The sequence below is a fragment of the Budvicia aquatica DSM 5075 = ATCC 35567 genome, from assembly GCF_000427805.1.
Classification (GTDB): Bacteria; Pseudomonadota; Gammaproteobacteria; order Enterobacterales; family Enterobacteriaceae; genus Budvicia; species Budvicia aquatica.
In genome coordinates this window covers 1-15,083 of sequence record NZ_ATYS01000060.1, presented here as the reverse complement: position 1 = coordinate 15,083, position 15,083 = coordinate 1, and the positions used below count along the sequence as shown (strand labels likewise).

The 15,083-nt window shown below is 45.5% G+C and carries 13 protein-coding genes; 5 read left to right on the top strand and 8 right to left on the bottom strand.

The features are described 5' to 3' along the window. The first annotated feature begins 13 nt into the window (after window positions 1-13). Both YWE_RS0118175 and YWE_RS0118170 read left to right on the top strand, forming a co-directional pair. Window positions 14-703, top strand: a complete 690-nt coding sequence (locus tag YWE_RS0118175) for an ABC transporter ATP-binding protein (protein ID WP_029095813.1) — start codon at window positions 14-16, stop codon at window positions 701-703. Continuing rightward, window positions 700-1,863: an ABC transporter permease gene (locus YWE_RS0118170; protein ID WP_029095812.1), complete on the top strand. Its 1,164-nt coding sequence runs from the start codon at window positions 700-702 to the stop codon at window positions 1,861-1,863. Before YWE_RS0118175 ends, YWE_RS0118170 begins: the two co-directional genes overlap by 4 nt. A 60-nt stretch (window positions 1,864-1,923) precedes the next feature. Here the strand turns inward: YWE_RS0118170 and yfbR are convergent, their stop codons facing one another. From yfbR to brnQ, 3 genes are all read right to left on the bottom strand, one after another. After that, complete coding sequence (gene yfbR / locus YWE_RS0118165; RefSeq protein ID WP_029095811.1) at window positions 1,924-2,529, bottom strand: 5'-deoxynucleotidase; 606 nt, start codon at window positions 2,527-2,529, stop codon at window positions 1,924-1,926. Window positions 2,530-2,825: 296 nt separating this feature from the next. After that, a complete protein-coding gene (locus YWE_RS0118160; RefSeq protein ID WP_227659966.1) occupies window positions 2,826-4,328 on the bottom strand; it encodes a pyridoxal phosphate-dependent aminotransferase in 1,503 nt (500 codons plus the stop codon). Window positions 4,329-4,522: 194 nt separating this feature from the next. Next, entirely contained in the window at window positions 4,523-5,914 is a 1,392-nt protein-coding gene (brnQ, locus tag YWE_RS0118155) for a branched-chain amino acid transport system II carrier protein (protein WP_029095809.1), read from the bottom strand. A 637-nt stretch (window positions 5,915-6,551) separates the two neighbouring features. Between brnQ and YWE_RS0118150 the strand changes: the two genes are divergently transcribed. Next, entirely contained in the window at window positions 6,552-7,436 is an 885-nt protein-coding gene (locus tag YWE_RS0118150; protein ID WP_029095808.1) for a LysR family transcriptional regulator, read from the top strand. A gap of 123 nt (window positions 7,437-7,559) precedes the next feature. Here YWE_RS0118150 and YWE_RS0118145 read toward each other — a convergent pair whose 3' ends face one another. Continuing rightward, on the bottom strand, window positions 7,560-8,942 hold the full coding sequence (locus tag YWE_RS0118145) for an MmgE/PrpD family protein (protein WP_029095807.1): 1,383 nt from the start codon (window positions 8,940-8,942) through the stop codon (window positions 7,560-7,562). A gap of 158 nt (window positions 8,943-9,100) precedes the next feature. After that, window positions 9,101-10,465 (bottom strand): adenylosuccinate lyase, encoded by a 1,365-nt coding sequence (gene purB, locus YWE_RS0118140; RefSeq protein WP_029095806.1) that lies wholly within the window; start codon window positions 10,463-10,465, stop codon window positions 9,101-9,103. 571 nt (window positions 10,466-11,036) lie between these two features. Between purB and metC the strand changes: the two genes are divergently transcribed. Then, window positions 11,037-12,209, top strand: coding sequence for a cystathionine beta-lyase (gene metC / locus YWE_RS0118130; RefSeq protein WP_029095805.1), 1,173 nt, complete (start codon window positions 11,037-11,039; stop codon window positions 12,207-12,209). Window positions 12,210-12,280: 71 nt separating this feature from the next. Beyond that, on the top strand, window positions 12,281-13,648 hold the full coding sequence (gene dcuC, locus YWE_RS0118125; RefSeq protein ID WP_029095804.1) for a C4-dicarboxylate transporter DcuC: 1,368 nt from the start codon (window positions 12,281-12,283) through the stop codon (window positions 13,646-13,648). Between the two features lie 360 nt (window positions 13,649-14,008). Here the strand turns inward: dcuC and YWE_RS0118115 are convergent, their stop codons facing one another. The 3 genes from YWE_RS0118115 to YWE_RS29780 form a co-directional block, all read right to left on the bottom strand. After that, the gene (locus YWE_RS0118115; RefSeq protein WP_029095803.1) at window positions 14,009-14,317 is read right to left on the bottom strand and encodes a hypothetical protein; all 309 of its coding nucleotides are present in this window, start codon (window positions 14,315-14,317) and stop codon (window positions 14,009-14,011) included. Further along, on the bottom strand, window positions 14,314-14,820 hold the full coding sequence (locus tag YWE_RS27770; protein WP_051323429.1) for a hypothetical protein: 507 nt from the start codon (window positions 14,818-14,820) through the stop codon (window positions 14,314-14,316). The genes YWE_RS0118115 and YWE_RS27770 overlap by 4 nt, the downstream gene beginning before the upstream one ends. A 119-nt stretch (window positions 14,821-14,939) precedes the next feature. Then, window positions 14,940-15,083 (bottom strand): JAB domain-containing protein (locus YWE_RS29780; RefSeq protein ID WP_282705583.1); only part of this gene is annotated, 144 nt, incomplete at its 5' end.

Genomic DNA, 15,083 nt, shown 5'->3' with positions numbered 1-15,083 from the left:
TCCGGAGGATACAATGTCTGATTTATATATCAAACAGCTAAACGTCCGGTTCAGTGGGACTCCTCAGCCTGCGCTGTCGATTCCCGACCTGATGATTCGTTCTGGTTTACAGGTGGCGGTTACCGGTGCTTCCGGCAGCGGAAAAACCACCTTGGTTAATGCTATCAGCGGGCTTGAACGCTGTGGCCGCGGGCAGGTTTTTTGGGATGGTATTGATATCGGTGCTTATTCAGAATCTAAGCTGGATCGCTGGCGGGCAGCCAATGTGGGCCTAGTGATGCAGGATTTTCATCTTTATCCCGGATTGAGTGCGCTGGATAACGTTCTACTACCGGCAAAGTTCTATCATTGGCGTTTACCTGCGCAGCTGAAAATAAAAGGGAAAGACTTACTCGCCAGATTAGGGATTGAAAATAATCGTACCTCAATTGATTTACTTTCCAGAGGTGAGAAACAGCGGGTGGCTATTGCCAGAGCATTATTAAAATCTCCGCCGGTTATTATCGCTGATGAACCGACCGCCAGCCTGGATGCTGATAATGGTATGCAAGTGATTCAGTTGCTTACCCGTCTGGCGTCTGAGTCTAAATCAACCTTGATCTGTATCACCCATGACTTGCGGTTATCTAAGGCTATGCGTCGCCATATCTTGTTAGATGCTGGTCGCCCCGTTCAGGATTTAACTGCCGGAAAATTGCTATGATTCCGTTAAAAATAATTTACGCTGACTTCAGGCGACTATGGGGTGGTGCGACGGTGCTTATATTATTAATTGCCGCTGCCATGGCTTTTAGTATGGTGATTAACTTACAGGAAAGAGCATTGCGCGAAGGAAGTGCTCGGGCTGCCGACCGTTTTGATTTGATAATCGGCGCGGCCGGTAGCGAAACGCAGTTGGTTTTGTCTACGGTATTTCTTCAGCCCGCCGCCTTACCGCTGCTGCCCGGTAAGTATCTTCCTGAACTTAAACACCATCCTTTAGTTGAACGAGTTTCTCCTATTGCTCTGGGCGATAGCTATATGGGGATGCCGGTGGTCGGTATTGATAATGATTTCCTTACGCCGCAAGCCATTATCGGTGCGCACTCGTTTAAAGGCGCTCAGGATGCCATTGTTGGGGCTGAAACCGGCTTATCTATCGGTGATGAAGTGATACCGATACATGGCCAGATTGGGGCAGAAGGGGCCCACCAGCATGAACATGCTCATTATACCGTGACCGGTATTTTACCGCTGACCAATGATGCATGGGATAAATCAATATTGGTTCCAATTGAAGCGGTATGGGCGTTGCATCATCAGCCCGCTCAAACTGAGAACCTGTCAGGAATGTCGGCAATAGTGGTTAAACCTAAAACTATCGCCGGAGCTTATCAGCTTAGGGCTCAATATCGGGGCGGTGAGACTCAGGCGGTATTTCCTGCAGAGGTCTTGACTCGGTTATACGGTACCCTGGGGGATGCGCGACAGGTTATCTCATGGGTCGCAATAGGTGCACAGATTCTGGTGGTGATTGCCATGTTAATGGTAGTGGTTATCCACCTTGAGCAACGTAAGCGTCAACTAGGTGCTCTAAGAGCTTTTGGTGCTCCGCGCCGCGGTATTGTTGGATTAGTATGGATAGGTCTGATGTCTTTAGTCACTGTCGGGCTGACTGTGGGCGTCGGCGCTGGGTATCTGGCTGCCCTTTGGATCTCTCATCAAATCACAACGCTGTATGGCATGGCATTGCCGGTGACGTTGACCAGAAGCGATGGCATATTTATTTTAACGCTGTGGTGTGTATTGGCGCTGGTTTTACTTATTCCAGCTTTAATGACCTACCGGCACTCTCCGGCGCAGGCATTAAACGTTCAAAATTAATATTCTCAGCTAATACAGCCTTCATAATAACCGCTGCTGAAGGCTGTATATGGTCAGCTATTACATCTGGCTATCTTGGCTAATTTCATCTAAAGAGAGGCTGAAGCTAGGCACAAATACTTTAATAAAGTATTCCATCTCCGGGCTGGCTCTGAGTTTTAGGGTTTTCTCCAGCCGCTTTTTGGCCAGTTTAAACTCATTATTTCCGGCAGACAGCTCTTCCAGACTTTTCAGATAGGCGCATAGTGCATCCGCCTGCTTAACCACCAACTTTTCATCTTCGGTATAATATTGGTCGTCGAGAATCTGGCGAAAATCGCCCTGAATTTCTTCGGGCAGCATTTCAATCAGTTTTTGTTGAGCGACTTTCTCAATTTTTTTATATTCGTGAGCAATTTGTGGATTGTAGTATTTGATTGGCGTAGGCATATCGCCGGTCAGAACCTCACTGGCATCGTGGTACATGGCCAGCAGAGCGACGCGATCCTGATTTATATTGCCATTAAATTTTCGATTCTTAATTACCGCCAGAGCATGGGCAACAAAGGCAACCTGCAGGCTATGTTCTGATACGTTTTCAGTACGGACATTACGCATCAGAGGCCAGCGACCGATCAGCTTCAATCGGGATAAATAGGCAAAAAAGTGGCTTTGATTCTGGCTCATAATGACCTCAGGACAACAAACAAAAAGAAGAAACGAAAGAAGGGTAGATTGTGGGGAGTTATGGCACGGAGTGCAAATCGAATCTGTGAATTTTTAAATTTGGCGAGTAGTTTGGATGGGGTTAAAATTAGGCCTGAAATCTATTGAAGTCAAACTGTCGCTCTTCGGCCGTTAAATTGAGGTCATATTCCAACACGCTATTTACGGACGAAACTTACGCTGTAATAAATTTGGACAGTTCTGTTTACAGTCTAAAACGGCGGTAATACAGGTCACCGCCGTTTTTAGCACCTTACTTACTGGCGATAGGTTTCTAAGAACTTACCAAATTTACCAATCGCCATTTCCAGCTCATCAACCCGAGGAAGCGTCACAATTCTGACGTGGTCAGGATTAGGCCAGTTAAACCCTGAGCCCTGAACCAACAGGACTTTTTGCTGTAATAGCAGGTCAAGAACCATCTTCTGGTCGTTGAGTATATTAAATTTTTTGGCGTCGATTTTAGGGAACATATACAGAGCACCACGTGGTTTTACACATGAGACACCCGGTATATCATTGATCAGTTCCCATGCGCGGTTACGCTGTTCGTACAGGCGGCCACCCGGCTGAATAAATTCACTGATACTTTGATACCCGCCCAGTGCTGTCTGAATAGCATGCTGCATAGGCACGTTAGCGCACAGGCGCATAGAAGCCAGCATTTCCAGACCTTCGATATAGCCTTTAGCATGTTTTTTTGGCCCGCTTAAAACCATCCAACCCTGACGGAATCCGGCAACCCGGTAGGTTTTTGATAATCCGTTAAAGGTGATGGTTAATACGTCCGGCGCTAATGCGGCAATCGGGTGGTGCTGAGCGTCATCATAAAGAATCTTGTCATAAATTTCGTCTGAGAAAATAATCAGATTATGTTCCCTGGCAAGTTTAACAATTTCCATCAACAGCTCTTTGCTGTATACCGCACCGGTCGGGTTATTCGGATTGATGATGACGATACCGCGAGTACGTGGGGTGATTTTTTTGCGAATATCATCAATATCCGGGAACCAGTCCGCTTCTTCGTCACACATATAGTGAACGGCATTACCGCCAGAAAGAGAAACCGCAGCGGTCCATAGCGGGTAATCCGGTGCAGGGATCAGCATTTCATCGCCGACATTTAACAACGCTTGCATCGCCTGGACGATTAATTCAGACACGCCGTTGCCGATATAAATATCTTCAACGGTAATATCCATAATTCCCTGAGCCTGATAGTGCTGCATAATGGCTTTGCGTGCGGAATACAGGCCTTTAGAGTCACTATACCCTTGTGCGGTTGGCAGGTTACGAATTACGTCTACCAGAATTTCGTCGGGTGCTTCAAAACCAAACGGAGCTGGGTTACCGATGTTAAGCTTGAGAACTTTATTGCCTTCTTCTTCAAGGCGTTTAGCTTCTTTTAATACCGGACCACGAATGTCATAACAGACATTATCCAGCTTTTTAGATTTTTCGATGGTTTGATTGACGCTAGTAACCTGTCCATCTTTACTGCCGGGTAGGATAATCTTTGGTGCGGTCAGGCTTAGCTCTGCGGCGTCCAGCATGGCTGTCACCATCGGTGTGTCGCTTTTAGCCTCGGTCTGGTTTTCTTCTGAAGCAACGATGATGCCGGTATTATCAGATAAAAGTCGCAATGTTGCACCAGAAGCAAAGGCAGGTGCAGCGTCTAATAATTCCTTCTTTAAGCGTAAAGCCTGAGAATTGCCACTTTTGAAGGATGCCAAGTCTATCCATTCATTTGATATTGTCACACTACACCGCCTTGAATTGGTATATACGATATGTATATGGCAAATCCTATAGTTGGATATACAAATTGGCAAGTGAATATATCTATTTTCTGAAAAAAAGATTGTTACTGGCGAGAGAGCTGTGTTTAGTGGGTATGGAGAAAATAAGCAGCGGTACCGCTGCTTATTTTAATCAGGTTAATAGATTTATAACGTCATGAACTATAGGCTTCTTTTGATGGTGCTTTTTTAGAGGCCGGGATTAAAAATACCAGAACCATAATAATTGCCGTTGGCAATACCCAAGCCATTCCCTGATTAGCCAGAGGCATATATTCAGTTTGGCTATCAAGAATAGATTTAATCCAGCTTACGCTGTGCAGTGCTTCGATGCCACGGATACCATCTAACAGGCTGAATATCAGTGCAACAAACATCACGGTACGAAACGCATATTTAGGGTTTGGTAACCAAGGACGTATAAAGGTCAGGGCGACCAGCGCAATTGTTAGTGGATACAGTGCTAAAAGTACCGGTACAGATAAAGCAATTAACTGGCTTAAGCCAACGTTAGCTACAACGGCACAAATGATACAAAGCACAACAACCCACTGGCGGTAGCTAAGCGGAGTCAACTTCGAGAAATAATCGGCGCAGGCGCTAACAAGACCTACAGCAGTGGTTAAGCAGGCCAGCATCACCACCCATGATAAAATCCACTGGCCCGGCTGACCAAATAACGCCTGAACGTAAGCTGCCAGAACAACTCCACCGTTAGCGGCATCCGGTGCTACGGTTGATGATGTTGCACCCAGCCAGAACAGAGAAATATACACAAAGGCCAATCCGGCGGCGGCAATAAAGCCGGCGATCACCAGATATTTATAAGTTGCACTTTGCTCGGTCACCCCTTTACCGCGTAAAACATCCACCAGTAGCATGCCAAACATCAGGGCTGCAAAAGTATCCATGGTGTTGTAACCACCGATAAAACCTTTGGTGAAAGCCATTTCTCGATAGCTCTCTGCCGGGGCTGCGATTTCGCCCTGAGGCGCGACTACAACGCCAATAGCCAGGCAGATTAATAGCAAGAACAGCGCCGGTGTGAGTATTTTACCAATGTTATCGATGAGCTTACCGCGGCTCCATGAGAACATCAGCGTGATGACGAAGAACAGGGTTGTCATGATGGCTTGCGTTCTGTCCAGCGTGATATTTAACGCCGGTAAATAGAGTTGGCTTACGGTGATATCGTAACTTCCCAGCAGTGGCTTAATGGCCATTTCATAGGCAACCAGGCCGGTACGAGGCGTCGCGAAGGCAGGGCCAATAATGATAAACAGTAACACTGCGGCAAATGTACCGGTCCCTTTTGGCAGATCGGTAGTCATAGACGGCAGTCCGCCGCCGACCCGGGCAACCGCAATAATAGAAACCAAAGGTAAACCTACTGCGGTGATTAAAAATCCGAACATAGCATAGAGAACATTGCTTCCGGCTAGCTGCCCCTCCAGCGGAGGGAAAATAATATTGCCTGCACCTAAAAAGAAGGCAAAAGTCATCAGACCTAAACCTATCGTATCGGCCCGGCTTAAACGCTGAGTCATGTGTTTTCCTTTATTTCGATCAATAGCCCAATCTGCATCGAGGTAGGTTGGGCATCAGCCTTTAATAAGAGCTGTAATATTTATGGGGGTAATAAGCGTTTGGTATGAAGTTCAAGTTTGTATGCTAAGAAAAAATGGTTTTTTTATCTCAATACTTAATCGAATAGCCAAGCGATTACCTGTCGGAGGGGATACTCCTTGATTGATAAAATCAATGCAATAGATTTAGCATAAAATGCGTGAATATTCGGTGGTGAACCGTTTTTATTGAACTATATGTCTATGTATTGTAATTATCTTGGAGCTTAAATCTGAATTAATCTTTTCTACTCGCTTTTTAAGGAGGGAATACTCAAAGTAGTGTTTTATATCTATGTGTTTTTACTGCATTTATTGTGTATCACATCATGGTGATAGCGGGAGTAACTCTTTATAGTTAACCCTTGGCGCGTATGGGTAGAGAATAATCGTTGTTTGGTTGGTTAAGCCCTGTGGGCAGTAAGGCTAACGTGAGCTTAAAGCGTTGTTGTCTTTGCGCTAGGTGTTTTTGTAGGCTAATGTAATAACTATCAAATTAATCTTAACTAATTGAATTTTTCTGATTAAAAATCAGAATAGATAACAAAGAGTTACATTTATGGTAAACGCAAAACGTTCAATCCCTAATCTTGAGCTTGATCTATTACGCACTTTTGTTGCGGTCGTTGAGGGAAATAGCTTTGCCGCAGCAGCAGAGTCTGTGTGTCGTACTCAATCCGCTGTAAGTCAACAAATGCAGCGATTGGAACAAGTTATTGGTAAAGAGTTATTTAGCCGGAGTGGCCGTAATAAGGCGCTGACGGAACACGGTGTGAAGATGCTGAGTTATGCTAAACGCATCTTACGTTTGAATGATGAAGCCTGTTTGTCATTGATGTATGACGATGTTGATGGGGTACTGCGTATTGGCTCTCCGGACGATACGGCAAATACCATTCTGCCAGAGCTGCTCTCCCGTTTTTCTAAGGCCTACCCGCGGTTGGTGATGGAGATTGTGGTTAAACGCAGCCCATTTTTAATGGATATGCTCAAAAATGATGACGTTGATATGGCGATATCGACGGTAGAGATTGTGGATTATCCCCGCCTGACGCTGAGAGTTTCTCCTTCTTTATGGTATTGCGGCCGTGATTATGATTTTCAGCCGGATAGCCCGCTGCCGTTAGTGGTTTTGGATGAGCCGAGTACCTATCGTAATATGGCGATCAATCATTTGGATCAGGCGGGCATTCCATGGCGTATTGCCTATGTCGCGACAACCTTATCCGGCGCACGGGCAGCCGTTCGTGCCGGTTTAGGCATTATGGCTCGCTCGATTGAAATGTTGGGTGATGACTTACGCGTTCTGGGTGAAGCAGATGGTTTACCCCGGTTACCGGACTTAAAATTTAATTTATATATGCGTAATAACAGCCCGCAGAAGGCCGCTAAAGTACTGTTTGAGTCGCTGCGCGGCGAAAGCGGGCACTCCGATGAGGGCTGAAATTTGTAACGGATACTCATAAAAGAAAATTACTGACAAAAAAAAGCCCCTGATCTCGGTTCAAGAGTCGGGGCAACGGGTACAACAAGGAACTATTTACTTATATATATTTAAGTTAAATCGTTAGCGAACGGTTTGAGTCAGCCATTCTGCCAGTTCAGTTACTGACTGATTCTCTAAGTCACTCACTAAAGCAATTACTTTCTCTGTTGCCTGCGGCGTTAATATTCCGGCTACGTTATCGCGGAATTTGCGCTCGACGTCGCTGGCCTTCATCGGATTTTCAGGGTTTCCATAGTTAATATCTAAACGCTTACTTACCGTTTTACCATTAGTTAACTTAACGGTGATCGAACCCGGGAAGTAGGTAGGGAAGGGAATTTCTCCCGGTTCTGAATAGCGATAACTTACCTTTTTAGCCAGTGCTAAAACATTCTTACGCGTCAACTGTTCAGGTAGGAATGACGCCAGATTTAAGTTGTTATCATAGATACCCGAGGCGACTAAATACGGTAGGCTGAACTTAGCTGCATAAGGGGTTTTGGGCTCATATTTGCTTTCTAGCGGTTCACAAATCAAAGCGGCAGCAATTTTATCTACGATGCAGTGAATGCTTTCGATCTCTTCAGGCTTGATGCCTTCGTCACTTAGCATCCGGGCACAATCTACCGTAGCATGTGCAAAGTGGCAGCATGGGTAAGGTTTAATGGAAACCCGTAACATTTCCCAGCGCTCTCCGAGTTCGCTGCAAACGTCCTGTGGTTGTGCATTCTCACTGATTCCGTGAGTAACATACAGACCATAACGACCTTCAAAAATGGTCATCGGACCGGTCATTCCGGCCTTAGCAAGATAAGCTGAAATTAGACCTGCATGGGCGGCCCATCCGGCGTGAAAACATTTAGCCGATGAGCTGTTTGTCAGGTATTCGGCAACGCCGGAAGCCTGACTGCCGGTGAGCCCTATCGCGTGGGCACAGGCTTCTGCTGATAGATCTAATAAATTAGCGGCACTACTGACTGCACCGAATACGCCGGCAACGGCCGTGGCGTGAAAGCCTCGCTGGTGGAAAGACCCCTTAGAGGCAATACCCACTCTGGCGGCCACTTCCCAGCCTACGATGTAGGCCGCTAGCATTTGTTCGCTGGTCAACTGTAAATCTTCTGCCATTGCCATAACTAATGGGGCTAACACGGCGCTGCCGTGGGCAATGGAGTCGGTATGAGTGTCGTCAAAATCCAGTACGTGTGAAGAAATTCCGTTGGCCATTGCCGCATAGGCTGCAGATAACTTGATTGGGCTTCCCCATACGTGACACTTTCCTTCGGTATCGGGTATATGGCTTAAACCTTTTAGGCTATTAATACCATTAGTCTGAACCGAACCTGCAAGGGCAACGCCAAAGGTATCCAGCAGATGAAGCTTTGCTCGCTCAATCACCTGAGCCGGAATTGACTGAAAGTTTTGTGTCGTAATGAACTGACTTAAATGTTCGCTATAGGTCATAGGGTATTTTCCGGATGCTGACATGCACGTAGTCTCTGGAGTTATCGCTAACTCTGATTACTTTGGTCATAAATATCTTGAACGTTTTCCCGGCTAAATCGGCGGGACCTCAGGGATTCGAAATGAATCCCTGAGGCAGGGACTGTGAATAAATAAGATTATTTCAACCAGCCACTGGCCTTCACTAAAGCAACCACGCGGTCAACTTGCTCTGGCGCATTGCCGACGTAGGTGGTTGGATCAAGTACGGCATCCAACTCTTCTTTGGTCAGGCTGGCTTTGATGCGCGGATCGTCGGATAGGGCTTGTGCAAAGCTGCCGCCGTCTTCTAACCCATGCATTGATGCTTCATAAACCAGCTCGTGTGCGGTTTGTTTGCCCAATTTTTCGGACAGTTCAAACATCACGCGTTCTGCCAGCATAAAGCCACCGAGGATATCCAGATTGCTGCGCATTTTTTCTTTCTTCACGTGTAAGCCGGAGAGGGTGAATTTCATGTTGCTCATAATGACTGACAGCATCAGGCAGATTTCTGGCATCACTTTCCATTCCATCTTCCAGATTGCGCCATCACGTTCGTGCTGGTGTTTCATCAGATCGAGCAGAATAGAGACGTTGCCTTTCAGGGTATTGCTAACGCAGGCGGCATTTTCGGTAATCGCCGGGTTACGCTTATGAGGCATTGTTGAAGAGCCAACCTGGCCTTTATCAAACGGTTCTGCCAGTTCATCGATTTCGTTGTGGGCCAGCAGTAGGATTTCGTTAGCAATTTTACCTAAGGTTGCGCTGATTAAGCCTAATACCATACCGTATTCTGCGAAACGGTCTCTGGCCGGCTGCCATGAAATCTCAGGCACGTTTAATTCAAGGCGCTTAAGTACGCGGGCTTCAAGCTCGTCGGCTTTAGGACCAAATGACGCTTTAGTTCCTACCGCACCCACTACGCTGCCTACGAATAAACGTGGTTCTAGTTGGACCAGACGCTCATGGTGACGCATTAATTCTGCTAACCAAATGGCGGTTTTATGGCCGAAAGTGATTGGAATGGCTTGAAGTGCTAAGGTTCTTCCCGTCATCGGAGTATTGCGGTGTTCTTCGCTGAGTTTTAGTAATGAAGTACCGAGCTCTTTTAGGTCACGTAAGAATGTTTTGTGGGCCATTTTAAGCTGAAGTACTAAACCGGTATCCATGACGTCCTGAGTGGTAGGACCAAAGTGAACAAACTCACCGAATCCGTTAGCACAAGCGTGCTCAAGGCCACGAATAGTCGGAACCAATGGATGCTTGGTCAGGCGAACCTGCTCAAGGATAAAATTCATATCTAAGCGTTCTAATTTTGCACAGGCGACGATTTCGTCGGCGGCTTCTGGTGGAATTATTCCCAGCTGTGCCTGCTCAATAGCCAGTGCGGCTTCATAGTCCAGCCACATTTGCATGCGTACTTCATCAGAGAATATATTGCGCATCTCTTCTGTGGACCATAGGTTTTTCAGCAGAACAGAGTCAAAGACGCTAGAGGACATAATTTATCTCCTTATTTGGATGATTATTTAATCGGTGGTGAAAATGGCCACCTATTTTTTGAGTTTTATAAAAATAACGATGATCTGTTTATAGATATAACCAAGGCTTGTTTTCAGTGTGTGATAATGCAAAAAGATAAACAAGATGTTTAAGATTAATATTGCATTAGTAATTCTAATTTGTTCTTAAATAAAATTAATGTATCGATAGTATTATTGGTTTCTATTTTTATAGTGACTTATTTATGTGTGTTTGAAAGTTGATTTTTTATTTATCTAGTTGATTTATGTTAATAATTAATAACCATAAGTTTATCTGGATTAATGTTTAATATTATTAATGTTTTAAAGTGAGACCGCGATCAACATTTGCGGTTATTCATATTTTTTAGTTGATTTTTAGGTGGTACTTTCAAATTAGATAAGGGTGGTTTGATGGTTTTGCTAAATTCATTATATTTTAGAGACCTAATAAATGTAGGGGTTTTAGGTTATTTATATACCGTCAAATTAATAATTTATTAAAACATATAGCCAATATTCAAATAAGTATTTTTAAGGGGTAATCATAATGGCTCATAAACTAAAAACACGACTTATTCATGCCGGACGGGGAGCTGCCCGTGATATTGGACCAGTGAATCCACCGGTAATGAGAGCAAGTACTATTCTATTTGATTCTATCACTACCTGGCGCGATGCCCGTAAACGCAGAGAAACCGAGCGCCTGCTTAGCTACGGAGCGCGTGGTACTGAAACAGCATTTGCTCTGGAAGAGTTAATTACTGAATTAGAAGGCGGGTATCGTGCTCAACTGTTCCCTACCGGGCTGGCAGCGATTGCCGTGACGATTATGGGATATGCCCGCGCAGGTGGTCATGTGCTATTTGCCGACTCAGTGTATGCACCAGTGCGCACCATCTGTAGCCATTTTTTAAAGCCAAACAATATCAGTTATGACTTTTTCAAAACTGACGGTAGTGACTTCGAAGAAAAGCTGCGTCCTGAGACTCAACTGGTGTTTGCCGAATCACCGGGATCGTTACTGTATGAAATGTTAGATCTGCCTGAAATTTGTCGAATTGCCCATGAACGCGGCATTCCGGTAGCGGTTGATAATACTTGGGGTTCCGGTTGGTTATATAACCCGCTAGAGCTGGGTGCCGATGTCTCGGTTATCGCGGCAACTAAATACCTGTGCGGTCACTCTGACGTGATGATGGGCATCATGGTGGCTAATGAAAAAGCGTGGAAGCAAATTGGTGAATTACCCGAAGCCTTAGGGCAGGTGAGTAGTGCGGATGACGCCTCTTTAGTTCTGCGCGGCATGAGAACGCTCTCTACCCGTTTAGCCGTTCATGGGCAAAGTGCCATGACGGTTGCTAAGTGGCTGCAACAGCGCCCTGAAGTGAAGAAAGTTTACTATCCGGGATTAGCTGACCACCCTCGCAACGATCTCTATGAACGTGACTGCAAAGGCGGAAACGGGCTCCTGACGATTGAACTAAAACCTGAATACACCTTAGCTCAGGCTGAAACATTTATTGATTCATTGGCACTGTTTGGTATCGGTGCTTCATGGGGGGGGTATGAAAGTTTAGTACTGCCAGCCAACGTTACCGGGGCGCGTAGTGCAACCGATTGGAGTGGACACGGGCAGTTCATTCGATTCCACATCGGTTTGGAAGATGTCAGTGACCTACTAGCCGATCTTGAGCAGGGTATCAATACATTAAATAAATAAGTTTTTCATACGGGCGTTTCAGCGCCCGTTAAAGAAAACACTATATAGGTTGTCTTAGACGAGGATTATTTATGCTTGGTGTCATTCTTGCACTACTAGTGTTAGCGCTGGTGGTTTACATGTTAGCCAAAGGCTATAAACCGCAGCCAGTGTTGCTGTTAGGCGGTTTATTATTGATGGGACTGACCGTCGCCTTTGATATATCTCCGCTCTTACCTGAGAAAAAAACCACCAACTTTGAGTTCTTTGATATTTTCCAAGTATTCAGCGACATTTTAAGCTCAAGGCTGGCTGGATTAGGTTTGACTCTGATGGCAATTGCGGGCTTTTCCCGTTATATGGACCATGTGGGAGCAAGCAAGGCGCTGTTTGCTATTTTTGAAAAACCATTGAAATCCGTTCGTTCGCCTTATCTATTACTAGTAGTGGCATTCTTCGTTACTCAGATTCTGGTTATCTTCATTCCTAGCCATGCGGGCTTAGGTATGTTGCTGATGGTGACGATGTATCCGATCCTTGTCCGCACTGGCGTCAGCCCGCTGTCTGCATTAGGGGTTATTGGTACCTGTCAGTTTATTGACCATGGTCCGGGCTCTGGTAACGTAATTTTAGCTGCTAAAATTTCAGAAATGGATCCGGCAGTTTACTTTGTTCATCATCAGCTTCCGGTCACTATTCCGATTATTCTTGCGGTTGCGGTTGCTCACTTCGTTGCTCAACGCTGGTGGGATAAGCGTGAAGGTTTTGTATTCGATAAAAATGCACTGGCTGAAATTAACCACAACGACGACAGCCGCCCACCGCTAATCTATGCATTATTGCCGGTTATTCCTTTAGTCTTGATTATTGGATTCAGCCCGATCTTCCATGCCTCTATCAAAATGGAAGTGACCACCGCAATGGTGATGAGTACCATCGTCGCTTTAATATTTGAATATTTCCGCTTAAGAAGTGCTAAAGCAGTTTTAGACAGCTTTATGTTGTTCTTTGAAGGAATGGGCAAACAGTTTGTGTTGGTTGTTTCATTGATTGTGTGTGGTGAGGTTTTTGCCAATGGCCTGCTGAAAATCGGTGCGGTTGATACCATGATTTCTGCAGCGCAGGATGCTGGATTTGGTCTGGCTGCGATGATCATTGTTATGAGCCTTATTCTGGCGCTTTCTGCCTTCTTAATGGGCTCAGGCAATGCAGCGTTCTTCTCTTTTGCTGCACTGGTTCCAAAGATTGCGACCTTCCTGAAAGTCGATATTGTTACCTTAATCCTGCCAATGCAGATCATGACCAGCTTTGGGCGCACGGTTTCACCAATAACGGCTGCGATTGTTGCGATTGCCGGTATTGCCAACGTCTCACCGTTCCAGGTTGTTAAACGAACCGCTATTCCGATGGCCGTAGCGGCGATAGTTAACTTAGTGATGACGTTTTTCTATCTGGGCTGATCGATTTGGCTAATGTTATCGCAATGTATTATAAAGGTGGCTAATGGCCACCTTTATTTATTGTGAAATTATTTTTAATCATCGGGCGTTTTGCTATACGGATAACCCATCAACGTCTATGCTTAAACAGGCATATGAACAGACAAAATAGATTCACGTGAAATTTATGTATTTATCTATTTTTATGAAAGAAATGCAATTTAACGCACATCATATTGTAATTAAATGAATTTTTGTTTTGATTTGTGGGTTATGGCCCCCAAGTAGGCCCCCAGATGCTTTTGTGTCATTTTCGGCAATGTGGAAGTCATTGAGTAATGCAAATAAACCAATTGTTTAATAAATTTGCTGACGGCAATATTAACGCTCATCTGTCCCAATCACAAATAAATACGATAAAGGTTGCAACGCAGTCATATTTAAAGAGAGGTGCGTTCGGCACCATTCAGTAAATGCGGGCTTATCAAAATCGAGCTGGTGATCACGGATAAACTCCAGGTCCAGTATCACATACTCAGCATTCGCTGAACTCTCCGTTGCCGGGTAGAAAATACCTTCACTACCCAGCGTGGTTAAATCGTTAAACGCTGACTGAGTGACTCGGACGGTGTGTATCAAATCAATATTTTCCAGTGACTTCAGTGACAGTAAACAGGCAATCAGATTCATGGTTTTATTCCTGTAGATATTTCATTGGGAAGCGTTATCACTATCGTCAGTTCAGCCTGCAACCAATCGGCGACATGCTGCCATTCAGCACCACTGACATCAGACGTAATTTTCCAGACATTTGGGCAGGTGTGATGGGCCAGCAGTAATACGGCCATGACCATAAATCGGTAGGGGTGACCGTGGGTATGACAATATCCCCGGTCATAGGGATGTCGATGTTGGTTCAGAATAAAGGTATCGCCGCTGAGTTGATGGTGATGCTCCCCGTTAAACACGATAACGCCGAGTCCTATCAGGCTGTCATCGTAACGTAGTGGCGTGATACCGGCACCGTTGCAGATAACGGGTGGGGGCTCAATACCGGAGCTTTCCGGCTTCAGGCGGAGCTGCCGATGGGCTCGGGTGATCAAACGACACAGTGTGAACCAGTCGTCCTGAGCGATATCGCGTAATAATCTAAAATGAAAAGCGCCAGTTTTTGGCGCAGGTAAGGTCGGCATAGGAAAATCTCCATGTTACCGTTGATAAATAGCCGTGAATTGACGGGGGATGCGGTGTGGGTCTGGCCTTGAGCGGGTTAGCTGGTGGTTTGGCGATGATGGGTGGCTGGTGGCTTGAGCTATAACCAGCCCCGTTCGGCAAACGACACCTGCTCACCATGACCCATAACAATGTGGTCGAGTACTTTTACGTCAACCAGCGATAAAACCTCTTTTAACTTTTGGGTTATTGTCCTGTCGGCCTGACTGGGCTCAGCCATCCC